This is a genomic window from Micromonospora sp. WMMC415 (genome assembly GCF_009707425.1).
Classification (GTDB): Bacteria; Actinomycetota; Actinomycetes; order Mycobacteriales; family Micromonosporaceae; genus Micromonospora.
Window position 1 is genome coordinate 3,551,675 of record NZ_CP046104.1, and the last position, 25,236, is coordinate 3,576,910.

The following is a 25,236-nucleotide window of genomic DNA, read 5'->3' on the forward strand; positions in this document are numbered from 1 at the left end:
CCGCCGGTCCGGTGTGGTCAGTTCGCCGACGTGACCGGCGCGACCGGCGCGACCGGCGTGGCCGTCCCGGTGGCCCAACCGGGCAGCGCGTCAGAGACGGCCGGCTGCTCCGGCACCGTCCGCGGCGCTTCCGCGCCGGGATCGACCGGGGCGCGGCCCAGCCGGGGCCGCAGCCGCATGGCCGGCCGCTCGACGAGGAACCAGCTCGCCGTCGCCGTCACCACGCTGGCGCCGAGGATCGTCGCCGTCACCAGCCAGAAGTTGCCCGTCCCCAGCGGCGTGCCGGTGAGGCCGAAGAAGAGCCACAGGTGGAAGACGTGCCAGAGGAAGACCCCGTAGGAGATCCGGCCGAGGAAGGCCACCACCGGGTTCGACAGCACGGCGCGCATGTACCGGGGACGCCCGGTCGGCAGGGCCAGCGGTGCCACCGCCAGCACCGCGATCGCCAGGTAGAGGGTGTGGTCGACCATGGCCGCGCCGAGCGGCGGGTAGTTCATCTCGTTCGGGCCGCTGACCGGCGAGCAGGCCAGCGCGTACGCGGCCAGCGCACCGAGCCACGCCACGCCGGGGAAGCGGCCGAGGAACCGGTACACCGCCGGCTGCCGCTCGGGTGCCACCTCGGCGACCGCCGACAGGGTCGCCAGGACCATGCCGGCCGCCAGGTAGCCCACGTACTCGGTGGGCCACAAATGCTGGGCCGGGAAGGCGCCCATGGACGGCAGGTGGTGGTAGGCGGCGAAGGCGGCGCCGACGAGCACGACGCCGCCCAGCGGCAGGACGATCCGCCGTACCCGCGCGGCCGGGTCGGTGACCCGACGCGCCCACCGGCGCAGCGCCCACGCCACCAGCGGAAGCGTGAGGTAGAACGCGACCTCGGTGGCGAGGCTCCACGTCTGCTCCATGCCCGTCGGCATCGTCGCCGGGTCGTAGACCTGGAGCACCAGCAGGGGGAACAGGACGTCCCGTGGCCCGTCCACGGCGTCGGCGTTCAGCACCACCAGCGCGACGACCGTCAGCACCCAGTACGCGGGCACGATCCGCAGCGCCCGCCGCCAGAGGTACGGCCGCAGCGGCGTCGCCGGCCGATCGGTGAGCGTGGCCAGGGCGAGCGGGCGGTAGAGCACCAGCCCGGACAGGACGAAGAAGATCGGCACGCTGACGTCCATCGTGTTCAGCACCGGCCCGGCGACCGGGTTGCCGGGCGCGCCGTACATGTCGGAGGCGATCACGCCGGTGGTGAGCGCGACGTGGGTCAGCATGACCAGCACGGCGGCGATCCCGCGTAGTCCCTCCAGCTCCGGGAAGAAGATCCTCGCGCGTCTGTCTGTTCGGTCCTCGCGTACCGCCGTCATCACCGGCTCCTCACCGCGGACACGCCCACCTGAGTGGTCACGGCCGCCTGGTCGTCGCGGAGGCTCCCTCGCATCCGCCCTCCACACCGTGGGATCGTCCGGCCGCCGCGCGGTACGGCGCATCTTCCACCGTGCGCAGCCGACGGCGCGGGCCCGGGAGAGCGCACGGTGGAAGATGCGCGCCGTGGGACGGCCGGAGAACGATGCGGACGAGGGAAACCAGTCACCGCCCGGCGTGCGCCGCCCGGCGGCCGGTCGAACGCGGAGGTACGGGACGTGGGTGGGGAGCGGTCACCGGACGGCACAGGTCGACCAGGTCGCGGGACCGGGCGGGCACTGGTCCCCGTCCTGCTGGCCGCCGTCCTGGCGCTGCCGGCCCCACCGGCTCAAGCTGCCCCGTCCGGTCGGGAAGCCGTGCGGTCCGGTGCGGACAGCGGGGGGACGGCGGCGGACGCCGGCGGGTCGGGGGCCGCCCGTCCCGCGCCGGCCGGCCCGCCGTCCACGGCGCCGGCCCGGCACACCGTCACGCTGCTCACCGGCGACCGGGTCACCGCCTCGGCGGACGGCGCGCAGGTGACCGTCACGCCGGGCGCCGGCCGGGCCGGGATCCGGTTCACCACCCTCCGCGCGGGCGGCCGGCAGCTCGTGCTCCCCGAGGACGCGCGTCCGCTCGTCACCGCCGGCCTGCTGGACCGGCGGCTGTTCGACGTCACCGAACTGGTCCGCGCGGGCTACGACGACGCGCGCAGCCCCGGGCTGCCGCTGCTCGTCACCCGACGCGGCGCCGACCCGGCGGCCGGACTCACCGGGCCCGGTCTGCGCACCACCGCCCGCCTGCCGCACGCGGGTGCGGTGACCGTCACGAAGTCGGCCGCCCCGGCGGCGTGGGCGGCGATCCGTTCCCAGCGGGCGCACCTCGCCCGGATCCGGCTGCACACCCCGGCCGCCCCGGCCCCCGGCCCGGGGAGCACCGCCACGTCGGGCGGCGCGTCCGGGCAGGGGAGCGACGCGACGTCCGGCGGTGCGTCCGGGCCCGCGAGCACCAGCGCGTCGGGCGGTGCGGGACCGGCGGCCGAGACCCACACGCTGACGGTGCGCCACCTCGGCCCGGACGGACGGGCGAGCAGTGTCGCCGAGACGATGGTCCTCGACCTCACCGGCGACGTCCGGGCGGTGCTGAGCGACGCGGCCGGCACATCCTCCGCCGAGCTGCCCCGGGGGACGTACGTCCTGGTCGCCGACGTGGTCGACTTCGGCGACACCGACTCCACCTGGCACCGGCTGGTCCAGCCCGAGCTGGTCCTCGACCGGGACGCCACGGTGACCGTCGACGCGCGGCGATCGGCGCCGGTACGCACCTCCGTGCCCCGGCCCGACGCCCGTACCGCCCTGGTGGACCTCGGCTTCGATCGGCGCGACGGCGACCGCCCCGGGTTCACCCTGTCGCTGGCGGCGGACGGCTTCGACGGCCTGTACGCCGGGCAGATCGGCGGCGACGTCGACGCCACGCGGATGACCGGTTACCTCGCCTCCACCTGGGGGGTGCCCGGGCCACGCGGCGACTTCGCGGACACCCCGTACACGTACGGCCTGCTGGACACCCGCCCCGGCGGCTTCTTCACCGGCCTCGACCGCACCGTCGCCGAGGGCGACCTCGCCGCCGTCGACACCCGGCTGGTCGCGCAGGTGCCCGGCCGGCCCGCCACCAAGGCCCACTTCGCGACGGCTCCCGGCGTGACCGGGACGCTGGCCGCCCTGCTGCCGTTCCGCCTGCCGGCCCGCACCGTCCACCTGCTCGACGCGGGCGACACCCAGTGGAGCGGCGCCTTCGGTGAGAACGTCCCCGGGCCGGGCGGGCTACCCACCGAGGTCACCGCCCTCGGGCAGGGCTACCGGAGCTACCGGGCCGGCCACCGGTACACCGACCGGTGGAACGCCGCGGTGTTCGGGCCGATGTTCGACTTCGCGGGCCACGCCGGCCGGCGCGGCGACACCGTCTGGTTCGGCGTCCCGATGTACTCCGACCAGGACTCCCACCGGGGCGGCTCACTCACCGACACCGCGTCCACCCTGCTCTACCGCGACGGGGTGCTGCTGGCCCGCTCCGGCGCCGGGAACCTCGAGACGGAGGTCCCGCCCGGCCCCGGCACGTTCCGGGTGGAGAAGCGGACGACCCGGCCGTCCTTCTCCGACCTGTCGACGCGGGTGGACTCGGTGTGGACGTTCCGCTCCGACACGGCGGGGGAGGCGGGCGAGTCGTTCCCGCTCTGGGCCGTCCGGTACGCGCCGCCGGTCGACGACCACAACCGGGTGCGTCCGGGACCGGTGACCGTGCTGCCGGTGACGGTGATGTCCCAGCCGCAGGCCCGGGTCGGTGCCGTACGGGAACTCGCCGTCGAGGTCTCCGGCGACGCGGGCCGCACGTGGCGGCCGGCGCGCGTGGTGCCTGCGGGCGGAGCCGGCTACCGGGCCGTGGTGGCCACCCCGCCGGGCGCGGCGTCGCTGTCGGTGCGGGCCGTCCTCGTGGACACCGACGGCAACCGGCTGGAGCAGACGATCGTCGACGCCTACCGGTACGCGTCCCGTGAGCGGGACCGTTGAGGAGGAAACCATGAGCGTCTCCACCCGGGTCGCGTCCGCCGCCCTCGTTGCCGTGTGCGCGTCGGCGACGGCCACCCTCGGCCCCGCCCCGGCGCGGGCGGACACCGCGCCGGCGACGTGCGTGACCGCCCCGAGCACCCCGACCCTGAGCCCGACCGGCGTGTCGGTACGCAGCGTGGCGACCAACGGTTGCACGGTCTACGCGATCTTCTGGCTGATGCGCTGGCAGTCGACCGACACCGGCTGGCGGACCGTGCTGGAGCGCTGGATGGACCCGGGCACCGTCAACCGGCTCGACTTCGCCTGCCGGGGCAGCGGCACCTGGACGTACCGGGCGGTCGTCTGGGATCCCAACATGATGGGCTACCTGACCTCGCCGGACGCCCGGATCACCTGTTGAGACGCACCCACGCCGCCGGGCGTGCCGGTGGGACCACGAGGAGGTAGGACATGTCCGCAGGCGACACCGCCGTGCTGACCGACGAGGCCGCGGTGCGGGACGTGGCGACCCGCATCATGGCAGCCTGGGCGGCCAACGACGCCGACGGCTTCGCGGCGATCTTCACCGAGGACGGGACCCTCATCGGTGACTCGTACATGAAGGGCCGGGACGGGATCCGCGCGTTCATGGCCGCCGGGTTCGCCGGCCCGTACGCGGGGACGCGGGTGTACGTCGAGCCGCTCGACGTACGGTTCCTCACCGCCGACATCGCCCTGCTGGTGACGCGGGGCAGCGTGCTGCTGGAGGGCGAGAGCGGGATCGTCCCCGAGCGTGGCTTCCTCGCCACGTCCACGGTGGTGCGGCGGGACGGGCGGTGGCACATCGCGGCGTACCAGAACTCGAAGGGCACCGCCGACGGCTGACAGCGGGCTGCCGGGACCGGGCCGGGCGGCGGCGTGCCGCCCGGCCGGTCAGGCCGGACGGCCGGCGGTGGCCGACACCGACCGGTAGGCCTGGTCCGGCCGCAGCGTCGTGCCCCGGTCGAACTCCTCGGCGAACGCCGCGGCGCCCAGCGCGGCGCGGGCGGCGGCGGTGATCCGGTCGACGTCCCCGCGCTCCCCGTCCGGCAGCGGCGCGCCCACCGAGGCCCGCGCCACCGCCGCCGCGCCGAGCAGCCGGGCCGCGTCCCCGGGGCGGCCGTCGACGGCCGCCGCCCCGGCGAGCCCCTCCAACGCCAGCGCCTGCGCCCGCGGATCCCCGATGGCGGTGGCCAGGGCGAACGACTCGGCGTGCAGGTCGTGCGCGGCGGTCGCGGCCTGCCGCAGCTCGGCGACGAACCCCAGCTCCGCCAGGAGCAGCGCCCGCACCACCTCGGCGTCCAGGCCCGGCTGCCGGGTCCACTCCAGCACGCCGCGCAGCAGCCCCTCCGCTTCGGCGAGGCGGCCCTCCCGGCGGGCCCCGAGCCCCAGACCGATCTGCGCGTACAGCTCGGCGGGCTTGCAGTTCTGCTCGGCGGCCAGCCGCAGCGCCCGCTCGTGGAACTCCCGTGCCCCGTCGTAGTCGCCGGCGAGCAGGGCGATGCGGCCCAGGCCGGAGAGGCGGTCCGCCGCCTCCAGCCACAGCCCGAGCTCCTCGGCCATCCGCAGGCTCTCGCGGTGCAGCCGGGCCGCCTCCGCGTAGTCCCCGGTCGCCTCCGCGCGGGAGCTGAGCGGGAAGGACGCCTGCAACTGGCCCCACCGGTCACCCAGTTCCCGGAAGAGGGCCACGGCGCGTTCGGCGTCGCGGCGGACCGCGGCCAGCTCGCCCCGGGCCTGTGCCTGGTTGGCCCGCAGGCTCAGCGCGGTGGCCACGCCCCACCGGTCGCCGAGCCGTTCGAACTCCGGCAGGACCTCGTCGACGAGCGCGGTGCTGCCGGCCACGTCGCCGGTGTTGAGCAGGGCGAGCCCGAGGAAGCAGACCGCCCGCGACCGAGCCGCCGGGTCCGCGCCGGCCGGCCAGCCGGCGAGCGCCGGGGCGACCAGCGGGGCGTGGTCACCGCCGCCCTCCAGCAGCGCCAGCCCGGCCTGCCAGCAGGCTGCGGCCGACCGCAGCGGCTCCGGGGCGGGGCCGGGCACGCCCAGGGCGGTCTCGATCGACCGGCGTGCCTCCCGCAGCCGCCCGCGCAGGTAGCCGTACCAGGCCAGCGCGGTGGTCAGCTCCAGCGCCCCGGCCGCGTCCCGGTCGGCGACCGCGCCGTCCAGCGCGTGGCGCAGGTTGGCGGTCTCCTGGTCGAGCCGGGTCAGCCACTGCCGTTGCTCGGGACCGCGCAGCGCCTCGTCGGCGCGGCGGGCCAGCGCCGTGTAGTACCGCCGGTGGCGGCGGCGGACGGAAGCCACCTCGTCGGCCTCGCGCAGCCGCTCGGCGCAGTACGCGGCCACCGACTCCAGCAGCCGGTACCGCGGCCCGCCCGGCAGCTCGGCCATCACCACCAGCGAGCGGTCGACCAGCCGGGCCAGCAGGTCGAGCACCTGGTCGGCGGGGAGGCGGTCGTCGGCGCACACCGCCTCGGCGGCCTCCAACGCGCAGCCGTCCGCGTGCACCGCCAACCGCCGCAGCACCACCTGCTCGGGCTCGCCGAGCAGCTCCCAGCTCCAGTCGATCATCGCGCGGAGGGTCTGCTGGCGGGGCGGCGCGCCGCGGTGCCCGCTGGTCAGCACCCGGAACCGGTCGTCGAGCCGGGTCAGCAGGCCGCGGACCCCCAGGGACCGGACCCGGGTCGCGGCCAGTTCCAGCGCGAGCGGGATGCCGTCGAGCCGGTGGCACAGCTCGGCGACGTCCCGGGCGTTCCCCTCGTCGAGCGCGAAGGCGGGCGCGGCGGCGCCCGCGCGGGTGACGAAGAGCCGGACCGCGCTGGCCCGGGCGAGCACCGCCGGGTCGCTGACCGCCGGGTCCGGCAGGGCCAGCGGCGGTACGGCGCAGACCTGCTCCCCGGCGACGCCCAGCGGCTCCTGGCTGGTGGCCAGCAGGCGGACGTCCGGCGCGTGCCGCAGCACCCGGTCCGCCAGCTCGGCGACCGCCTCGACGACGTGCTCGCAGTTGTCCAGCACCAGCAGGAGCCGGCGACCGCGCAGGGCCTCCACCAGGTGCTCGGCCGGCGTGGCGGGGGCGAGGTCCACGCTCTCGCGGACGCCGAGCACCGCGAGGACCGACCCGGCCAGCGCCGCCGGGCCGGCGCGGCGCAGCGCCGCCAGCTCGACCAGCCACACCCCGTCCGGGTACGCCCCGACGAGCCGGTGGGCCGCCTCGACCGCCAGGCGGGTCTTGCCCACCCCGCCCGAGCCGACCAGGGTCACCAGCCGGGCGGCGTCGAGCAGGCCGTGGATGTCCCGTACCGCCTCCTCCCGGCCCACCAGGTCGGTCAGCGGGGCGGGCAGGTTGCCGCGTACCCCCGCCGGGTGCGCGGCGCCCGCCGGGGCCGGCGCGACGGTGACCGCGCCGGTCGTCGCCGGCGGGGCGAGCAGCGCCGGGTCGTGCGACAGGATCGCCCGGTGCAGGGCGACCAGCTCGGGGCCCGGGTCCACGCCCAGCTCGTCGGCGAGCCGCCGGCGGAACCGCTCGTAGCGGTCCAGGGCCTCGCCCTGCCGGCCCGCCCGGTACAGCGCCCGCAGGTGCAGCGCGCGCAGGCGTTCCCGGTACGGGTGACGCGTCACCAGGTCGGCGAGTTCCCCGGTGAGCAGGTGGTGCTCGCCCAGCGCGAGCCGGGCCTCGGCCCGGTCCTCGGTGGCGGCCAACCGCTGCTCGTCGAGCCGGACGGCCAGCGCCGTGACGAACGGGGCTTCCGGGAAGTCGGCCAGCACCGGGCCGCGCCACAGACCGAGCGCCTCGTCGAGGAGGGCCACCCGCGCGTCCGGACCGGTCGTGCCGGCGGCCCGCTCCACCAGCGCCGTGAACCGCTCGGCGTCGGTCGGGTCCGGGTCGGTGCGCAGCAGATACCCCGGGGGGTGGGAGACCACCCGGTCCCGGGCACCGGGCTCGGCGGCGTTCAAGGCGCGGCGCAGCTGCCAGACCTTCGTCTGGAGCGCCCCGGTGGGGTTGGCCGGTGGACGGTCCCGCCAGACGTCCTCCACCAGCCGGTCGACCGACGCGGGACGGCCCTCGTGGACCAGCAGGGCGGCGAGCAGGACACGGACCTTCAGATCGGGCACGGTGACCGGCGCGCCGTCCGTCGTCCAGACGCCCAGCGGACCGAGGAGCCCGAAACGCATGGTGTCACCGTAACGCAGCGCTCCGGCGACAGGCCGTCACGTCACCGGCGGCGACCGCGAGTGGACCGGGAGTGGACCGAGAGGGGCGCCGGACAGGGTGGACCAGGGTGCCGGACCACGGCCGGTCGTGGGTCCCCCGCACGGGCCACGTCCCCTCGCCGTGACCCGCGCGCGTGCGCGGCCGGCCGCCGGCACCCCCCCAGGACGCTTTCACACCACGGACGGAGAGAGATCATGAACCTGCCACCGGTCGTGTCGTCGGAGGAGTGGCAGGCCGCGCGCGAGCGGCTGCTGGTCAAGGAGAAGGAGGCGACCCGGGCCCGGGACGCGCTCGCCGCCGAGCGCCGCCGGCTGCCGATGACGCGGATCGAGAAGGAGTACGTCTTCGAGGGCCCGGCCGGGAAGGCCCGCCTGGCCGACGTGTTCGAGGGGCGGCGGCAGCTCGTCGTCTACCACTTCATGTTCACGCCGGGCTCGGCGCACCGCTGCGAGGGCTGCTCGATGTTCGTCGACAACCTCGGGCATCCGGCCCACCTCAACGCCCGGGACACCACGCTCGCCCTGGTCTCGCGGGCCCCGCTGGCCGAGATCACGCCCTTCCAGGAGCGCATGGGCTGGACGGTGCCCTGGTACTCGTCCTACGGCACCGACTTCAACGCTGACCTCGGGCTGACGTCGGAGGCGGGGGAGTCCTTCGGTCTCAGTGTCTTCCTGCGCGACGGCGACGACGTGTACCGCACGTACTTCACCACCGCCCGCGGCGTGGAGGCCCTCGGCAGCAACTGGACGTTCCTCGACCTGACCCCGCTGGGTCGCCAGGAGACCTGGGAGGACACCCCGGACGGGCGGCCGCAGACCACGCCGTACAGCTGGTGGCGGCTGCACGACGACTACGACAAGTAGGCCGCGCGGTTCCGCGTACCCCGGACGGAAAGGACCATGATGGACGTCAACGAGAGCGAGGCCGGGCCCCGGGCCGGCCGGCGGGAGTGGGTCGGGCTCGCGGTGCTCGCCCTGCCCACGCTGCTGCTGGCGCTCGACCTCAACGTGCTCTACCTGGCGCTGCCGCACCTGAGCGCCGACCTGGCGCCGGACGCCGCCCAGCTGCTGTGGATCATGGACATCTACGGTTTCATGATCGCCGGGTTCCTGGTCACGATGGGCACCCTCGGCGACCGGATCGGCCGGCGGCGGCTGCTGATGATCGGTGCGGCCGCCTTCGGCGTGGCTTCCGTCGTCGCCGCGTACTCCACCAGCGCCGAGATGCTGATCGCCACGCGGGCGCTGCTGGGCGTCGCCGGTGCGACGCTGATGCCGTCGACCCTGTCGCTGATCAGCAACATGTTCCGCAACGCGCAGCAGCGCACCATGGCCATCGGCATCTGGATGAGCTGCTTCATGATCGGCTCGATCATCGGGCCGCTGATCGGCGGCGCCCTGCTCGAGGGGTTCTGGTGGGGCTCGGTGTTCCTGCTCGGCGTACCGGTGATGGTCGTGCTCCTGATCGCCGCGCCGGCGCTGCTGCCCGAGTACCGCAACCCCGACGCCGGCCGTCTCGACCTGGTGAGCGTCGCCCTCAGTCTGGCCACCGTGCTGCCGGTGGTCTGGGGCCTCAAGGAGCTGGCCAAGGACGGGTTCGGGGCACCGCCGCTGCTGGCCATGGTGGTCGGGCTGGTGATCGGCGTGGCCTTCGTCCACCGGCAGCGCCGGCTCGCCCACCCGCTGCTGGACGTGCGCCTGTTCGCCAACCGCACCTTCAGCGCCGCGCTGCTCATCATGCTGATCGGCGGGGCCACCATCGGCGGCATCGCGCTGCTCTTCGCCCAGTACGCCCAGCTCGTCGAGGGACTCTCGCCCCTGCGCGCCGGTCTCTGGATGCTGCCGTACGCGGTGTCCATGCTGATCGGGTCGATGCTGGCGCCGATGATCGCGCAGCGCGTCGCGCCGGGCTACGTGGTGGCCGGCGGCATGGCGATCGCCGCGGTCGGCTACGCGCTGATCGGCCTGGTGGGCAGCGCCGGCGGGCTCGGGCTGGCGGTCACCGGTCTGGTGATCGTCTACCTCGGCTTCGGCCCGGGAGCCGTGCTGGGCACCGACCTGATCATCGGTGCGGCGCCGCCCGAGCGGGCCGGCTCCGCGTCGTCGATGTCCGAGACCAGCACCGAACTGGGTGTCGCGCTCGGCGTCGCGCTGCTGGGCAGCGTCGGCACGGCGGTCTACCGCGGCGAGGTGGCCCCCGCCGTCCCCGCCGGCCTGCCGGGCGAGGTCAGCGAGGCGGCCGAGGAGTCCCTCGCCGGCGCGAGCGCGGTCGTCGGCCAGCTGCCCGAGCAGACCGGCGCGGCACTGCTGGAGGCGGCCCGGGAGGCGTTCACGAGTGGCTTCAACGCGGCGGGCGTGGTGAGCGCCGGGCTGGCCGTGCTCCTCGCCGTGCTCTCGGCGCTGCTGCTGCGGCGGGTCCGCCCGACGGCGGAGCAGCCGTCGGCCGACGCGGCGCAGGGGAGCGGGGAACCGGCGGCCGGCACCGGCGGCTCCCCGGAGCCCGCGCGGCAGTAGCCCCACCGACCGCGCACGGTGGCCGGGGCGCCGCCCCCCGCACCCCGGCCGCCGTGCGCGCCGCTGGGCCCCGAGGGGCCCGCGTCCGTTGACCATGAGGTCTCGCGTCCTCCGGCGGCGGGAGCCGGTCCGAATGCCTCCTGGTCAACGCGCTGTCGCCGCCCGGCCCCGGAACGGGGACGGGCGGCGACGGTTGGTCTGTCGGGTCAGGATGCCCCGGTGTCGGGCAGGGCGAGCCACCACGGGTTGTCCCGGGCCCACCCGACCGTGCGGGTCAGGCCGTCGCGCAGCGGCACCTCGCACTTCCAGTCGAGCATCGTCCGGGCCCGGGTGGTGTCCGGGATGCGGCGGGCCAGGTCCTCGTAGGCGGTGCCGAGCACCGCCCGGGTGTCCACGTCGGACCGGGCGGCGCCGCCGGTCAGGGCGCCGATCAGCTCCACCACCTCGGCGATGGTGTTCTCCACCATGCTGCCGATGTTGAACGACTCGCCGACGGCCTCCGGACGGTCCGCCGCGGCGAGCGTGCCGGCGACCGCGTCGTCGACGAACGTGAAGCAGCGCGTCTGCCGGCCGCGGTCGTAGACGACCACCGGCCGGCCGTTCAGCGCCCGGTGCACCGAGCGGCTGACCAGGTACGCCGGCCGCTGCCGGGGACCGTAGACGTTGAAGTACCGTACGATCGTCGCGGCCAGCCCGTGCTGCCGGCCGAAGGCGTACGCGAGGTGCTCGGTGAGCGCCTTGCTCGTCGAGTACGTCCAGCGGTCCGCCGACGTCGCGCCGAGCACCCGGTCGTCGTCCTCCCGCCACGGCACCGCCGGGTTCTTGCCGAACACCTCGCTGGTGCTGGCGAGCAGCACCCGGGCGTCCGCCCGGCAGGCCAGGTCCAGCACGGTACGCGTGCCGGTGACGTTGATGTCGATGACGTCCAGCGGCCGGGCGAGGTACTGGTCCACGCCGACCACGGCGGCCAGGTGGTAGACCACGTCGACGCCCGGGGCGATCGCCTCGGCGAGCCGCCCGGCGTCCCGGACGTCGGCCTGCACGAACCGGACCTGCCCGGCCCACGCCGGACGTCCCGTCGCCGGGGGCGCGCCGTCGACGACGGTCACCTCGTCGCCCCGCGCCACCAGCCGCTCCACCAGGTGGGCGCCGATGAATCCGTACCCGCCGGTCACCACGACCCGCGCGCTCACCGGCCGATCCCCCGGTAGTGGAAGCCGGCCGCCCGTAGCTCGGCGATCCGCTCCCGGCTGTAGTAGGCCCGCCCGTCGAGCACCAGGCACGGGCGGGTGACCGGCAGCGCGGCGAAGTCGATCCCGGCGAACGGCCGGTGGTGCGCCAGCACCGCGACGCAGTCCGCGTCCCGTACGGCGTCGTCGAGGTCCGCCACCGGGCGCAGGCCGAACAGCTTCTCGGTCTCGTCCGGGTCGACCAGCGGGTCGTGCAGGCGCACCGCGCACCCGGCCTCCCGCAGCGCCTCGACCGCCGGCAGCACCGGCGTGGCGCGCAGGTCCCCGGTGTCGTTCTTGAAGGCCAGGCCGAGCACCGCCACCCGCGCCCCACGGGCGGGGCGGCCGAGCGCGGCCAACTCGTCGAGGATCAACCGCGCGGTGTACGCGGGCATCCCGGCGTTCACCCGTCGCCCGGCCGGCGCCGTCAGGATCTCCAGGCCCCGCTGCTGCGCCGAGTGCCAGACCATCCACGGGTCCTTGGTCAAGCAGGAACCGCCCACCCCGACGCTGGGCAGCAGGATGTTGATGGTGCCGGTGCCCTTCGGGATGCCGTTCGCGGCCTGGATGACCTCCAGCACGTCCACCTCGTACAGCGCGCTGAACTTGGCCAGCTCGTTGGCGAGGGCGATGTTGAGGTCGATCCACCAGTTGTCGGCGAGCTTGACGATCTCCGCGGCCTCCAGCGACTCCACCGGGATCACGTCGACGCCCAGCGCGCGCCGCCAGAACGTCTCCGCGTCCCGGGTGCTGCCGGCGTCGAGGCCGCCCGCGACGATGGGGAAGGTCCGCAGCTCCCGCAGCGCCGTGCCCTCGGCGAGCCGCTCCGGCGTGAACGCCAGCCCGAAGTCGGTGCCGCCGACCAGCCCGCCGCCGGCGAGCAGCGGCAGCACGAAGTCCCGGGTGGTGCCGGGCGGGACGGTGCTCTTGACCACCACCAGCTGGCCGCGGCGCAGGTGGCGGCTCAGCTCCACGCAGGCGCCGCGCAACTGGTCGTCGGCGAGCGACCCGTCCAGCCGTACCGGGGTGCCGACGGTCACCAGGACGACGTCGGCGTCGGCGACCGCCGCGTAGTCGGTGCCGACCCGCAGCCGGCCCGTGTCGACACCCGCCCGGAGCAGGTCCGCGAGGTCGGGCTCCTCGAAACGGCAGTGCCCGCGGCGCAGCTCGTCGACCAGGTGCGGGTCGACGTCCACACCGGCCACGTCGAGGCCCCGCTCGGCCAGCACCGCCGCGATGCAGGCCCCGACGTAGCCGAGGCCGATGACCGCCACCCGTGGGTCTCGTCGGTCGGTCAGAACACCCATCTCAGGCTCCAATCAGGATGCCGGCCGGCCCCGACGGGCCGGCCGTTCACCCGTAGGTCTTGACGAACTCCCGGATCGACGAGACGACGTAGTCGATCATCTCGTCGGTGAGGCCGGGGTAGACGCCGACGTGGAAGGTCTGGCTGGTGACGATGTCGCTGTTGGTCAGCTCGCCCACCACCCGGTAGGGCTGGCCGGCGTACGCGGGGTGGCGGGTCAGGTTGCCGGCGAACAGCCGCCGCGTGCCGATCTTCCGCTCCTCCAGGAAGTCCACCAGCTCCGGAACGGTGAACGGCGCTCCCGGGACGACGGTGATGACGAAGCCGTACCAGCTCGGGTCGCTGCGCGGCGTGGCCTCCGGCAGCAGCAGGTGCGGCACGCCGTCGAGGCCGTCGCGCAGCCGCCGCCAGTTGTGCCGGCGCGTCGCGCAGAACTCGTCGACCCGGGCCAGCTGGGCGAGCCCAAGGGCGGCCTGGAGGTCGGTGGTCTTCAGGTTGTACCCGACGTGCGAGTAGATGTACTTGTGGTCGTAGCCGTCGGGCAGCGAGCCCATCCGGTGCTCGAAGCGCTTCATGCAGGTGTTGCTCTCGCCGGGTGCGCACCAGCAGTCGCGTCCCCAGTCCCGCAGCGACTCCACCACCCGCGCGAGTACCAGGTTGGAGGTCACCACGCAGCCGCCCTCACCCATCGTCATGTGGTGGGCGGGGTAGAAGCTCGCCGTCGCCAGGTCACCGAAGCTGCCGGTGGGCCGGCCGTCGTAGAACGACCCGACCGCGTCGCAGTTGTCCTCGACGAGGAACAGGCGGTGCTCCTTGGCCAGCTCGGCCATCTCGGCGACCGGGAACGGGTTGCCGACCGCGTGCGCGAGGATGATCGCCCGGGTCTTCGGGCCGATCGCCGCGGCGACCCGCTCCACGGTGGCGTTGTAGGTGCCCAGCTCGATGTCGACGAAGACCGGCACCAGCCCGTTCTGCAGGATCGGGTTGACGGTGGTGGGGAACCCGGCGGCGACGGTGATCACCTCGTCCCCGCGCCGCAGCCGCCGGTCGCCGAGCTGCGGCGACGTGAGCGCCGAGACCGCGAGCAGGTTCGCCGACGACCCGGAGTTGCACAGGTGCGCCTTGCGGACCCGCAGCTTGCGCGCGAACGCGGACTCGAACCTGCGGGCGTTGCGCCCGGCCGCGATACGCAGGTCCAGCGCGGCCTCGACCAGCGCCACCCGTTCCTCGACCCCCAGCACCGCCCCGGACGGCCAGATCTCCGTCACGCCGGGAACGAAGGGCCGCTCCTCCTGGATCTCCTGGTGGTACTTGCGGACGCTGTCCAGCAGCAACGCCTTCTGTTCGTCGCTCATCGCATCTCCCTTGCGGATTCGGCCCGGCGGCGGGCGGCCGGGTGGCCGGCGCCGGTCATGCGGCGATCTCGACCCGGGTGTGGTCGCCGACGACCAGCCGGCTGCCGGTCGTCGGGCCGGGACGGACCGTGGCGGACCGGCCGATCAGCGAGCCCTGCAGGCCCCGGACGGCGGTGATGGAGGCGCCCTCCAGGACGATCGAGTCGGTCACCTCGGCGTCGGTGAGCCGGCAGCCGCGGCCGATCGCGGTGTGCGGCCCGATGCGGCAGCCCTGGACGACGGTGTCCGCGCCGATCACCACCGGCCCCTCCACGCGGGAGGCGACCACCCGGGCGCCGGGCGCCACCACCACCGGTCCGGTCAGCTCACTGGCGGCGTCCACCTGACCGGCCACCTCGCGGGCCAGGCCGTCGAGCAGGTGCCGGTTGCAGGCCAGCAGGTCCTCCACCCGGCCGGTGTCCCGCCAGTAGCCGTGGTACTCGCTGGCGCGGACGTCCGCGCCGGCACCGACCAGCCACTGCACGGCGTCGGTGATCTCCAGCTCGCCCCGGCCGCTCGGGGTGATCGCGTCGACCGCGGCGTGCACCGCCGAGGTGAAGAAGTAGACCCCGACGAGGGCGAGGTCGCTGCGCGGGTGCCGGGGCTTCTCCACCAGCCGCCGTACGGCCCCGTCCGGGCCCAGTTCGACGACGCCGAAGGCGCGCGGGTCGGCCACTTTGTGCACGAGCACGTGCGCGGCCGGCCGGCGGGCGCGGAACTCGTCGGCGTACCGGGCCACGCCGTCGGGCAGCATGACGTCGCCGAGGTACATGAGGAAGTCGTCGTCACCGAGGAACCGGCGGCCCACCCGGACGCAGTCGGCCAGGCCACGCGGCTGGTCCTGGCGCAGGTACGTCAGCCGTACGCCCAGCCGGGAGCCGTCGCCGAGGGCGTCGGCGATCTGCTCGGCCCAGCCGCCCACCACCACCCCGACGTCGGTCACGCCGGCGGCGCGGACCGCGTCCAGCACGTGCTCCAGCACCGGCCGGTTGCCCACCGGCACGAGCTGCTTGGGCATCGAATAGGTCAGCGGGCGCAGCCGGGTGCCGGAGCCGCCGGCGAGCACCAGGGCCTTCACCTGGCCCGCCCTCGGGACCGCCCGGCCGTCCGGTCAGCCACCGGCCGCGGCCTGTCGCTGGTCGACGGACTTGCGCAGGCTGTCCGCCACCGTTCGTACGTCTGCATCGGTCAACCCCTGGTGCATCGGTAGGAGGAGAGTGGTCCGCGCCGCCTCGTCGGCGCCGGGCAGGTGCCCGCCGTCGCCGTACGCGGGCACCCGGTGCAGCGGCGCGTACCGGAAGGTGGTGTAGATCCCGAGGTCCAGCAGGTCCGCCGCCACCTGGTCGCGGATCGCCGGGTCGAGCTGGACCCAGTGGAAGTAGTGCGAGCTGACCTGGCCGTCGGGCACCGGCGGTGGGAGCCGGACCCCCTCGGCGTCGGCCAGCAGCCGGTCGTACGTCCCGGCGATCTCCCGCCGGCGGGCCACGAACTCCGGCAGCCGGTGCAGCTGGACCAGGCCGATCGCGGCGGTCAGGTCGTTGCCGACGACCCGGCGGCCGTACTCCCGGACCGTGAGCTCCCACCAGCGGTGCGGCACGCCCTTGCCGGCGGCGGAGAAGCCGCTGGCGTGTTCGAGGCCGTGGTACGCCAGCCGGTGCGCCCGCCGGGCCAGCTCGTCGTCCCGCACGTGCAGCATCCCGCCGTCGCCGGTGACGAGGATCTTCATCGCGTCGAAGCTCCACATGGCGATGTCGCCGAAGCTGCCGCAGGCGCGGCCGTCGACGGTGGACGCGACGGCGCACGCCGCGTCCTCCACCAGTGCCAGCCGGCGCTGCCGGCACAGCTCGGCGATCGCCGCCACCTCGCCCGGCACGCCGCCGTAGTGCAGCACGATCACCGCCTTGGTGGCGGGGGTGAGCGCCCGCTCCACGTCGGTGACGGTCGGGTTGAGGGTGTGCGGGTCGACATCGCAGAAGACCGGCCGGGCGCCGGCGGCCGCGATCGCGTTGGCCGCCCCGACGAAGCTGATCGACGGCAGCACCACGTCGTCGCCCGGCCCGAGGCCCAGCAGTTCCACGGCGAGGAAGAGACCGGCGGTGGCCGAGGTGATGAAGATGGTCCGCTCCGGCGCCAACCCGGCGTGCTCGGCGAACTCCCGCTCGAACTGCCGGGTGCGCGGCCCGTGCCCCAGCCAGTTGCTGTCGAACACGTCGCGCACGGCGTCGAGCTCCGCCGCGCCCAGCGTCGGCTGGAAGACGTTGATCATCGGTTCTCCGGGTGGTCGGGGCGGGCTGGTCCGCCGGCGGCGGGACGGGCGCGGATCGGCCCGCGCGCGACAGGGCGCTCAGGGCGCGACGGGTCGCCCCGGCGGCGTCGCACGCGCGGGGCGCCGCCGGGGGAGGGTCGGGCCGGGGTCAGGCCCGGTGCCGCCGGGCCGGCGGGGTCAGGCCCGGTGCCGCCGGGTCAGCTTCTCCAGCACGGGCACGATCTCGGTCGGGCTCGGCGTGGCGAGCAGGTCCTCGTACAGCGAGTCCGCGCCCTCCCGGAACGACGGCTCGTCCAGCACCCGGACCAGCTGTTTCTGCATCGCCTCCACGGACAGGTTCTTGATGTCCAGGACCAGGCCGGCGCCCCGCTGCGCCACGCACCGGGCGGTCACCGACGACTCGATGTGCTTGGTCGCCATCGACCACTCCAGGCCGTCGGCCTCGATCGTGATCATGCCGTTGTCGTCGTCCGAGTCGGTGATCAGTTGTGGCACCCGCAGCGCGGCCGCGCTGGCGAACGTGCCCATGCCCCCGTGGTGCACGAGGGCGGCGCAGGACGGCAGCAGATGGGTGAGGGGCAGGTAGTCCAGCGCCCGGACGTTCTCCGGCAGCTCGGGGATCCCGGCCAGCTGGTCGGCGTTCAGCGTGGCGACCACCTCGACGTCGAGGTCGGCGACCATCCGGAGCAACCCGGGAACGTGGTCCCAGCCGCCCTTGAAGTACATCCGCTGCGACAGGCCCAGGGACAGCGCGACCCGGGGCCGTTCGGGGCGCCGGTGCAGCCAGTGCGGCAGCGCCTCCTGCGCCGCGAAGGGCACCCACCGCACCGGCACCGTCCGGACGCTGGTCGGCAGCCGTACGCCGGCCGGCGTGGGGTCGACCGTCCACTGGCCCAGCAGCAGCTCGTCGTCGACGTCCAGGCCGTGCCGCTCGGCACCCGGGCGCATCGTCTCGACCAGCGGGTTGGCCTCCGGGCCGGGGCCCGGGCGCGCGGCCCGTTCGGCGAAACGGTCCATCGTGGACGCGAAGTAGTCCAGGCCCCACAGCAGCCGGGCGTGCGCCGCGCCGGCGGCCCGCGCCGCCACCGCCCCGGCCGGGAAGCACGGGTCCCACAGCACCAGGTCGGGCTGCCACGCGCGGGTGAACTCCACCAGGTCGTCGAGGACCGGGTGCGGGTCGGCGGCGGTCGAGCCGACCGGGTGGAAGTCCCACATGGACGGGAGCATGAACTGGTAGAAGACGTCCCAGACGTCCTTGTCGGCCGGCGAGAGGTCCAGCGCGGCGGTGATCCGGTCGAGCCGCTCCTTGACGCTGCGCGGCTGCGGCCGGCCGGGACCCATCGGCATGAGCTGCGGGTCGCCGACCGCGACCGGGGTCAGCCCGACGGCCTTCGTGCTGTCGGCCAGTATCGGATGGGAGGCGACGCGGACTTCGTGCCCGGCGCTCTGCATCGCCCAGGCGAGCGGGACCAGCGGGTACAGGTGGGCCGGGTTCGGCCACAGGGCGAAGACGACGCGCATGTCTCTCCTCGGGTGTGCGGGGCCGGATGGTCTGCGGGTGGCGTCAGGGCTTGCGTCCCACGCCGGCGTACATCCGCTCGGTCGACGGGGCGTCCGGCTCGTCGGGCCGCCACCGGCCGGTCGGCACCAGGCCCGGCGGCACGAGGACGAAGCCGTCGAACAGCCCGCGGATGGCCGCGGTCGACCGGTAGACCATCGGCGCGGTGGCGTTGCGGTAGCTCTCCTCCATCAGCGCGCGTTCCTCGGCCGGCGAGCCCTCCACCGCGAGGTGGGACAGCGCCAGGTACGAGCCGGGCGCCATCCGGTCCCGGAACGCGCGGAGGATCGACGCCGGGTCCTCGCTGTCGCGGACGAAGTGGAAGACCGCGACGAACAGCACGGCGACCGGCTCCGAGAAGTCGATCAGCGCCTTCGTGTCCGGGTGGTCGAGGATCGCGGCGGGGTCGCGCAGGTCGGCGGTCAGGATGGCGGTGTTGGCCCGTTCCTGCTCGGTGAGCAGCCGCGTGCCGTGTTCGGCCACCGCGGGGTCGTTGTCGACGTAGATGACCCGCGGGGCGGTCACCGCCCGCTGCGCCACCTGGTGCGTGTTCTCCTGGCTCGGCAGCCCGGCGCCCACGTCGATGAACTGCCGGATCCCGCACTCGGCCGCCAGGTACCGCACGACACGACCGAGGAAGCGGCGGTTCTCCCAGACCACGTCCCGGGTCAGCGTCTGACCGACCCGGCCGATCACCGCCTCCGCCGCCACCCGGTCCACCGGGTAGTTGTTCGTGCCGTGCAGGAAGTAGTCGTACATCCGGGCCGGTGAGGGCCGCTCCACGGACTCGGTCGACATCGGAAGACTCCTCGATCGTGGGTGGGTGGACGGCGGGCGGGGCCGGCCCGGGACGGGCCGGCCCCGCCGGTCAGCCGGTGACGGGGCTGCTCTGGTGGGACAGCAACTGCGGGCGCTCGCCCTCGCGGCGGACGATGATCCAGGTGGCGCGGATGTGGCGGTCGGGCGCGATGCCGCTCTCGCCGGCCAGGATGATGCCGCCGCCGGTGACCACCATCGCGGCGTCCGGGTGCAGCATCCGCAGGGCGACCGGGTAACCCTTGACGTACGCGCCCCGGTAGGGGCCGCCGAACCCCTTGGCCATGTACGCGCGGATCTCCTCGCGGCTGGTCAGCTGCTCGTCGCCCATCAGCAGGCTGCCGTTCTCGGCGAAGATGTCGGCGAAGAGGTCGGCGTCGTTGGCCTTCCACGCCGCCTGGATGAGCTGCGGGACGGCCAGGATCGCCCGTTCCTCGGCGCTGGGGAAGTCGCGGACGTAGGCGGGATCCTCGGTGACGCCGGCGGCGCCGAGGATCTGCGTCGCGTCGCCCCACCGCGTCGTCGCTGTGGTGGTCATGATGCGCTCCTCGCGGGATGTCGGGCGGGAGTCACCAGCGCAGCGTGGCGCCGGCGCCACGGGGGCTGTTCTGGTAGCCGGCGAGCTTCCACTCGCCGTCGCGCCTGACGCAGACCCAGGTGGAGCGGACGGCCAGCTCGGGCGCGATCTCGGTCTCGCCCGGGGCGAGGATGCCGCCGTGGGTGCGCAGCAGGGCGACGTCGTCGTTGACGAAGCGCACGTCGACCGGGTTGCCGGTCACGCCGGTGCCCTTGAACGGGCCGGCGTAGGCGGCGGCCATGAACGAGAAGATCTCGTCGCGACCCTTCTTGAACACGTCGCCGGGGAGGATGAGGATGCCGTCGTCGGTGAACGTGTCGGCCACACCGGCGGCGTCGTTGCGGCTCCAGGCGCCGACCAGGCGCAGCGGAACGCCCAGCACCTCCTTCTCCTTCTCGCTGGTGAAGGGGCCGTAGTAGGCGTCGAGGTCGGGCCGGGTGGCCTGCGTGGTCGTGGACATGGGGTGTTCCCTTCCCTCGGGTGCGGCGGGGGCCGGCCGGCGGCCGGGACCACGCCGGGTACCGGTGGTGATCGCTCCCTGAATCGTGGCCGGGGCCCGTCACTCAACGCATCTTTGTGATTGCGCTACCGGGCGGTGGTCGCCCTCCTGGGCCGGCCGACGGCACCGGCAACACCGCACTTCGAAAGATGCGGGGCTCCGCGTGCGCCGCAGACGATGCCAAGGGCACCCGGGGCACGTCAGGACCGGCCGACCGGGTCCGTTCCGCCGCCCGTGCCGGGGACCACGCCGTACCGGGTCGCCGACCCGTGGCACACCCCGCGACCCGGCACGCACCGTGCCCCGGGGTGGGCGGAACCGCCGAACACGACGACTTGCGAGGAGGTCAGGGTGGACGTCACCCAGACAGTGCCCGGCCCGGAGCTGGTGCGCCGCGCGGCCGAGCTGGTGCCCCTGTTGCAGAAGCACGCGGGCTGGTCCGAGGAGAACCGCCGCCTGCACGACGAGGTCGTCGAGGCGATGGGCGACGCGGGCGTGTTCCGCATGCGGGTCCCCCGCCGCTACGGGGGGTACGAGTCGGACACCCGCACCCTCTGCGACGTGGCCGCCCACCTGGCCCGCGGCGACGGCTCCGCCGCCTGGACCGCCTCGGTGTGGTGGATCCCCGGCTGGATGGTGGGGATGTTCCCGGACGAGGTCCAGGACGAGGTCTTCACCACGCCCGACGTCCGTGTCTGCGGCACGCTCAGCCCGACCGGCAACGCCGAGCCCCGCCCGGGCGGGGTGCTGCTCAACGGGCAGTGGGGTTTCATCAGCGGCGCCTGGCACAGCCAGTGGCAGGAGATCATCGCGATGGGCGCGGCGCCGGACGGCACGCCGATGCCGGTGATGATGCTCGTGCCGATGACCGACCTGGAGATCGTCGACGACTGGCACACCGCCGGGATGCGCGGCTCGGGCAGCGTCACCACCGTGGCGCGGGACGTCTTCGTACCCGCCGAGCGGGTGCTGCCGTTGCCGGCGGTCCTGCAGGGGCAGTACGCGTCCGCGCGCAACGCCGACTCGCCGGTGTGGCGGGCGCCGCTGCTCGGCGTCGCCGCCGCCTCGTCGGTCGGCACGGTGCTCGGCCTGGCCCGGGCCGCCCGCGAGGCGTTCCTGGAGCGGCTGCCCGGCCGGAAGATCACGTACACCAGTTACGACAGCCAGGCCGACGCGCCGGTGACCCACCTCCAGGTGGCCGAGGCCACGCTCCGGACCGACCAGGCCGAGTTCCACGCCCACCGGGTCACCGCGCTGGTCGACGAGAAGGGCCGCTCCGGGCAGCCGTGGACGGTGGAGGAGCGGGCCCGCTCCCGGGCCGACGTCGGCGCGGTCTGCCAGCTCGGCCGGGCCGCGGTGGACGTGCTGGCGATGGCCAGCGGCGGCTCCTCGATCTACAGCTCGGTGCCGATCCAGCGGATCGCCCGCGACGTGCAGACGGTCAACCTGCACGCCCTGATGACCCCGCACACCAACTACGAGCTCTACGGCCGGGTGCTCTGCGGCCTGGAGCCCAACAGCCTCTACATCTGACATCGGGCCGGCCGCCGGTGGCACCGGCGGCCGGCTCCCGCAGCACGCCGCGCCGGCGGCCCGCCTGGCGGCCCGGCGACGAGGAGGGGTGGATGTACGACTACGTGATCGTGGGCGCCGGTTCGGCGGGCTGCGTGCTGGCTGCGCGACTGAGCGAGGATCCCGACGTCCGGGTCTGCCTGATCGAGGCCGGCCCGGCGGACACGGCGCAGAACGTGCACGTCCCGGTGGCGTTCGGCCGGCTGTTCCGCACCCAGCTGGACTGGGACTACGACACGCACGACGAGCCGCACCTGAACCGCCGCCGGATCTACCTGCCCCGCGGCCGGGTGCTCGGCGGCACCAGCTCGATCAACACGATGATCTACATCCGTGGTCACCGCTCCGACTTCGACGGCTGGGACCAGCCCGGGTGGCGCTACGACGAGCTGCTGCCGTACTTCAAGCGCTCCGAGGACAACGAGCGGGGCGAGTCGGCGTACCACGGGGTCGGCGGGCCGCTCGCCGTCTCCGAGGGCCGGGCCCGCAACCCGATGTCCGCGGCCTTCGTGGCGGCGGCGCAGGAGGCCGGCTTCGGCGCCAACGACGACTTCAACGGCGCCGAGCAGGACGGCTTCGGCCTGTTCCAGCTCACCCAGCGGGACGGCCGGCGGTGCAGCACCGCCACCGCCTTCCTGCACCCGGCCGCCGACCGGCCCAACCTCACCGTCGAGACGAACCTCCAGGTGCACCGGGTGCTCGTCGAGAACGGCCGCGCGGTCGGCGTGGTCGGCCAGCGGCTCGGCGAGGACGTCGAGATCCGTGCCGAGCGCGAGGTGGTGCTCTCCGCCGGGGCGTACAACTCGCCGCAGCTGCTGATGCTCTCCGGCATCGGGCCGGCGGCGCTGCTGACCGCGCTGGGCCTGCCCGTCGTGCTGGACCAGCCGCAGGTCGGGCAGAACCTCCAGGATCACGTCCTGGTGCCGCTGATCTACGCCCACTCGCACCCGGTCAGCCTGCTCGCCGCCGGCACGCCGGAGCACCTGGAGCAGTTCATGACCGAGGGCCGGGGGCCGCTCACCTCGAACGGGCCGGAGGCGGGCGGGTTCGTCCGTACCCGCGACGGCCTGCCCGCGCCGGACGTGGAGTTCCTCGCCGCGCCGGTCATGTTCGCCGACAACGGGCTGGGCACGCCCACCGACCACGCCCTGTCGTACGGCCCGTCGATGCTCGCCCCGCGCAGCCGGGGCAGTGTGCTGCTGGCCCTGGACGACCCGACGGCGAAACCCAAGATCATCCACAACTACTTCGCCGAGGAGTCCGATCTGGACGACGCGGTGGCGGCGCTGCGCATCGGGCTCGACATCGCCCGGCAGCCGGCGCTCTCGCCGTACACCGAGCGGCCGTACCGGCCGCCGGCCTCGGAGTCCGACGCCGACCTGCGCGACTACGTCCGCCGGTACGCGCACTCGATCTACCACCCGGCCGGCACCTGCGCCATGGGCGCGGTCGTCGACGCGGAGCTGCGCGTGCTCGGCGTCGACGGGCTCCGCGTCGCCGACGCCTCGGTGATGCCGCGCCTGGTCAGCGGCAACCCGAACGCCGCGACCATCGCCATCGGCGAGAAGGCCGCCGACCTGCTCCGGGGTGTCCCCGCCCCGGTCGAGGCGGCGTTGACCGCCGGCTGACCCACACCCCGTGTCCACCGACCCGGCGCCCCGCGCCGGTGCATCCCGCGAGGAGCAGACATGACCACCAAGGCAGCGTCGCTGGTCACCCAGGCCAAGCAGTGGGCCACCAACTACGGCGCCTACAGCAACGGCGAGGAGGGCCACTCGCTGACGGCCCCGCTGCGGGTCCGTGCCAACTGGGACGCGGGCGACGCCGACGCCGTCGCCGCCATGTTCACCGACAACGGCAGCATGCTGATGGGCGACGAGCAGTTGAAGGGCCGGGAGGAGATCCGGTCCTGGCTCGCCGAGGCGTTCGCCGGCCCGTACAAGGGCTCGCGGCTGCGCTTCGAGCCGGTCGAGATCAAGCTGCTGCACGCCGACTGCGCCTTCATGGTGGCCGAGGGCGGCTTCCTGCTGGTCGGTGAGGACGAGGTCGCCCCCGAACGGTCCAGCCGGATCACGTTCGTCTCCGTCCGTGCCGACGGTGACTGGCGGGTCCTGTCGTACCAGTCCAGCCCGGTCAAGGGCTGAGCCCACCCCTTCCCCGAGAGCGCGCGGGACCGACGCGGCCGGCGTCCGCCGGCCGCGTACCGCCGCCCCCGACCGGTCACCCCGCCGGTGGCCGCGACAGAAAGGTGTCCCCTTGTCCGTGGAGACGTTGCCGGAGCGGGATCTGACGGAGCCGTGGCTGGTGCTGGGCGGCCGCGAACTCACCTCCCGGCTCCTCGTCGGCATCGAGCAGTACACCGAGCCCACCGTGGTCCGGCAGGTGCTGGAGGTGACCGGGTCGCAGATCTTCATCACCACCGTCGACCCGGACAACCGCCGGTCCAGCCTCCTGCTGTCCGACCTGGACGACGAACTGCCGCTGGACCGCTACCTGTGGGTCGGCACCACGTCCTTCGCCCGGTCCGCCGACAGCGCGTGGCGGACCGTCGAGATCCTGCACGACTCGTACGGCATCGAGGTGTTCAAGCTCGACGTGCGCGACGGCACCAACCTGCCCGACAACCGGGCGACCGTCCAGACCACCGGCCGGCTGCGCGAGGCCGGCTACGAGGTGCTGCCGTTCATCCTGCCCGACCTGGACACCGCCCGCGCACTGGAGTCGCTCGGCTGCTCGGCGCTGCGGGTGATGGCCGCGCCGGTCGCCTCCGGCCGGGGCGTGCCCGACCCGGCGCCGATCCGCCGGATCATCGACGAGGTCGGCATCCCGGTGGTGGTCGAGGGCGGCCTGGGCAGTGCCCGGCACGTCACCCTCGCGATGGAGTCGGGCGCGGCGGCGGTGCTGGTCAACACCGCCCTGGTCCAGGCGAAGGAGCCGCTGACCATGGCCGCCGCCATGCGGCACGCCGTAGCGGCCGGCCGGCTGTCGTACCTCGCCGGCGCGATGCCCGGCGACGAGATCCCCACCACCTGAGAGGAGCATCCGTGGCCGTGCACGTGACCGTCCCGACGGTCTTCCGGCAGTTCACGAGCGGCGACAGACAGGTCACCGCGGACGGCGCGACCCTCGCCGACGTCCTGTCCGACCTGGCCGCCCGGCACCCGGGCCTGCACTCCCGGCTGGTCACCGACGACGGTCGGCTGCGCCGGTTCGTCAACCTGTACGTCAACGACGTCGACGTCCGCGAGAGCGGGCTGCTCGACACCCGCACCAACGACGGCGACGTGCTCGTCATCCTGCCCGCCGTCGCGGGCGGGGCCGGGTGAGC

General features: G+C 74.5%; 21 protein-coding genes. 10 read left to right on the forward strand and 11 right to left on the reverse strand.

All coding sequences use genetic code 11. The features are described 5' to 3' along the window. Positions 1-17 precede the first annotated feature (17 nt). Positions 18-1,352 carry an acyltransferase gene (locus tag GKC29_RS16780; RefSeq protein ID WP_196255633.1) on the reverse strand — a complete coding sequence of 445 codons (1,335 nt, stop codon included), beginning with the start codon at positions 1,350-1,352 and terminating at the stop codon, positions 18-20. Positions 1,353-1,628: 276 nt separating this feature from the next. On the opposite strand from GKC29_RS16780, the gene GKC29_RS16785 reads away from it, so the two are divergent. Genes GKC29_RS16785 through GKC29_RS16795 form a run of 3 tightly spaced genes read left to right on the forward strand, consistent with a single transcriptional unit; the run spans position 1,629 to position 4,817 of the window. Beyond that, the gene (locus GKC29_RS16785) at positions 1,629-3,953 is read left to right on the forward strand and encodes a peptidase S8 (protein ID WP_155331731.1); all 2,325 of its coding nucleotides are present in this window, start codon (positions 1,629-1,631) and stop codon (positions 3,951-3,953) included. A 10-nt stretch (positions 3,954-3,963) separates the two neighbouring features. Next, complete coding sequence (locus GKC29_RS16790) at positions 3,964-4,353, forward strand: hypothetical protein (protein WP_155331732.1); 390 nt, start codon at positions 3,964-3,966, stop codon at positions 4,351-4,353. A gap of 50 nt (positions 4,354-4,403) precedes the next feature. Continuing rightward, a complete protein-coding gene (locus GKC29_RS16795) occupies positions 4,404-4,817 on the forward strand; it encodes an SgcJ/EcaC family oxidoreductase (protein ID WP_155331733.1) in 414 nt (137 codons plus the stop codon). Between the two features lie 48 nt (positions 4,818-4,865). Here the strand turns inward: GKC29_RS16795 and GKC29_RS16800 are convergent, their stop codons facing one another. After that, on the reverse strand, positions 4,866-8,138 hold the full coding sequence (locus tag GKC29_RS16800; RefSeq protein WP_155331734.1) for a BTAD domain-containing putative transcriptional regulator: 3,273 nt from the start codon (positions 8,136-8,138) through the stop codon (positions 4,866-4,868). A 234-nt stretch (positions 8,139-8,372) separates the two neighbouring features. Here GKC29_RS16800 and GKC29_RS16805 point away from each other — a divergent pair, with 234 nt between their 5' ends. Beyond that, the gene (locus GKC29_RS16805; protein WP_155331735.1) at positions 8,373-9,041 is read left to right on the forward strand and encodes a DUF899 domain-containing protein; all 669 of its coding nucleotides are present in this window, start codon (positions 8,373-8,375) and stop codon (positions 9,039-9,041) included. Between the two features lie 36 nt (positions 9,042-9,077). Continuing rightward, a complete protein-coding gene (locus GKC29_RS16810) occupies positions 9,078-10,691 on the forward strand; it encodes an MFS transporter (RefSeq protein ID WP_370463258.1) in 1,614 nt (537 codons plus the stop codon). A gap of 206 nt (positions 10,692-10,897) precedes the next feature. Here the strand turns inward: GKC29_RS16810 and GKC29_RS16815 are convergent, their stop codons facing one another. From GKC29_RS16815 to GKC29_RS16855, 9 genes are all read right to left on the reverse strand, one after another. Beyond that, positions 10,898-11,884, reverse strand: a complete 987-nt coding sequence (locus GKC29_RS16815) for an NAD(P)-dependent oxidoreductase (protein WP_155331736.1) — start codon at positions 11,882-11,884, stop codon at positions 10,898-10,900. Then, a complete protein-coding gene (locus GKC29_RS16820) occupies positions 11,881-13,227 on the reverse strand; it encodes a nucleotide sugar dehydrogenase (protein WP_155331737.1) in 1,347 nt (448 codons plus the stop codon). The genes GKC29_RS16815 and GKC29_RS16820 overlap by 4 nt, the downstream gene beginning before the upstream one ends. 46 nt (positions 13,228-13,273) lie before the next feature. Beyond that, entirely contained in the window at positions 13,274-14,581 is a 1,308-nt protein-coding gene (gene rfbH / locus GKC29_RS16825) for a lipopolysaccharide biosynthesis protein RfbH (RefSeq protein ID WP_155331738.1), read from the reverse strand. A 55-nt stretch (positions 14,582-14,636) separates the two neighbouring features. Continuing rightward, the gene (locus GKC29_RS16830) at positions 14,637-15,698 is read right to left on the reverse strand and encodes a glucose-1-phosphate thymidylyltransferase (RefSeq protein ID WP_155331739.1); all 1,062 of its coding nucleotides are present in this window, start codon (positions 15,696-15,698) and stop codon (positions 14,637-14,639) included. Positions 15,699-15,731: 33 nt separating this feature from the next. Next, positions 15,732-16,886, reverse strand: a complete 1,155-nt coding sequence (locus tag GKC29_RS16835; protein WP_155331740.1) for a DegT/DnrJ/EryC1/StrS aminotransferase family protein — start codon at positions 16,884-16,886, stop codon at positions 15,732-15,734. Positions 16,887-17,063: 177 nt separating this feature from the next. Further along, the gene (locus GKC29_RS16840) at positions 17,064-18,407 is read right to left on the reverse strand and encodes a nucleotide disphospho-sugar-binding domain-containing protein (protein ID WP_155331741.1); all 1,344 of its coding nucleotides are present in this window, start codon (positions 18,405-18,407) and stop codon (positions 17,064-17,066) included. Between the two features lie 43 nt (positions 18,408-18,450). Further along, positions 18,451-19,242 carry an SAM-dependent methyltransferase gene (locus tag GKC29_RS16845; RefSeq protein ID WP_155331742.1) on the reverse strand — a complete coding sequence of 264 codons (792 nt, stop codon included), beginning with the start codon at positions 19,240-19,242 and terminating at the stop codon, positions 18,451-18,453. Between the two features lie 70 nt (positions 19,243-19,312). Continuing rightward, complete coding sequence (locus GKC29_RS16850) at positions 19,313-19,798, reverse strand: SgcJ/EcaC family oxidoreductase (RefSeq protein ID WP_155331743.1); 486 nt, start codon at positions 19,796-19,798, stop codon at positions 19,313-19,315. Positions 19,799-19,829: 31 nt separating this feature from the next. Continuing rightward, the gene (locus GKC29_RS16855; RefSeq protein WP_155331744.1) at positions 19,830-20,297 is read right to left on the reverse strand and encodes an SgcJ/EcaC family oxidoreductase; all 468 of its coding nucleotides are present in this window, start codon (positions 20,295-20,297) and stop codon (positions 19,830-19,832) included. Positions 20,298-20,687: 390 nt separating this feature from the next. Between GKC29_RS16855 and GKC29_RS16860 the strand changes: the two genes are divergently transcribed. The 5 genes from GKC29_RS16860 to GKC29_RS16880 all read left to right on the forward strand — a co-directional run bounded on the left by GKC29_RS16860 (position 20,688) and on the right by GKC29_RS16880 (position 25,234). Further along, the gene (locus GKC29_RS16860) at positions 20,688-21,869 is read left to right on the forward strand and encodes an acyl-CoA dehydrogenase family protein (protein WP_155331745.1); all 1,182 of its coding nucleotides are present in this window, start codon (positions 20,688-20,690) and stop codon (positions 21,867-21,869) included. 92 nt (positions 21,870-21,961) lie between these two features. Then, positions 21,962-23,536, forward strand: a complete 1,575-nt coding sequence (locus GKC29_RS16865; RefSeq protein WP_155331746.1) for a GMC family oxidoreductase — start codon at positions 21,962-21,964, stop codon at positions 23,534-23,536. A gap of 60 nt (positions 23,537-23,596) precedes the next feature. After that, positions 23,597-24,052 carry an SgcJ/EcaC family oxidoreductase gene (locus GKC29_RS16870; RefSeq protein WP_155331747.1) on the forward strand — a complete coding sequence of 152 codons (456 nt, stop codon included), beginning with the start codon at positions 23,597-23,599 and terminating at the stop codon, positions 24,050-24,052. A 118-nt stretch (positions 24,053-24,170) separates the two neighbouring features. Beyond that, complete coding sequence (locus GKC29_RS16875) at positions 24,171-24,941, forward strand: HisA/HisF-related TIM barrel protein (protein WP_230689081.1); 771 nt, start codon at positions 24,171-24,173, stop codon at positions 24,939-24,941. 11 nt (positions 24,942-24,952) lie between these two features. Next, positions 24,953-25,234, forward strand: a complete 282-nt coding sequence (locus GKC29_RS16880; RefSeq protein ID WP_155331749.1) for a MoaD/ThiS family protein — start codon at positions 24,953-24,955, stop codon at positions 25,232-25,234. The last annotated feature ends 2 nt before the right edge of the window (positions 25,235-25,236 follow it).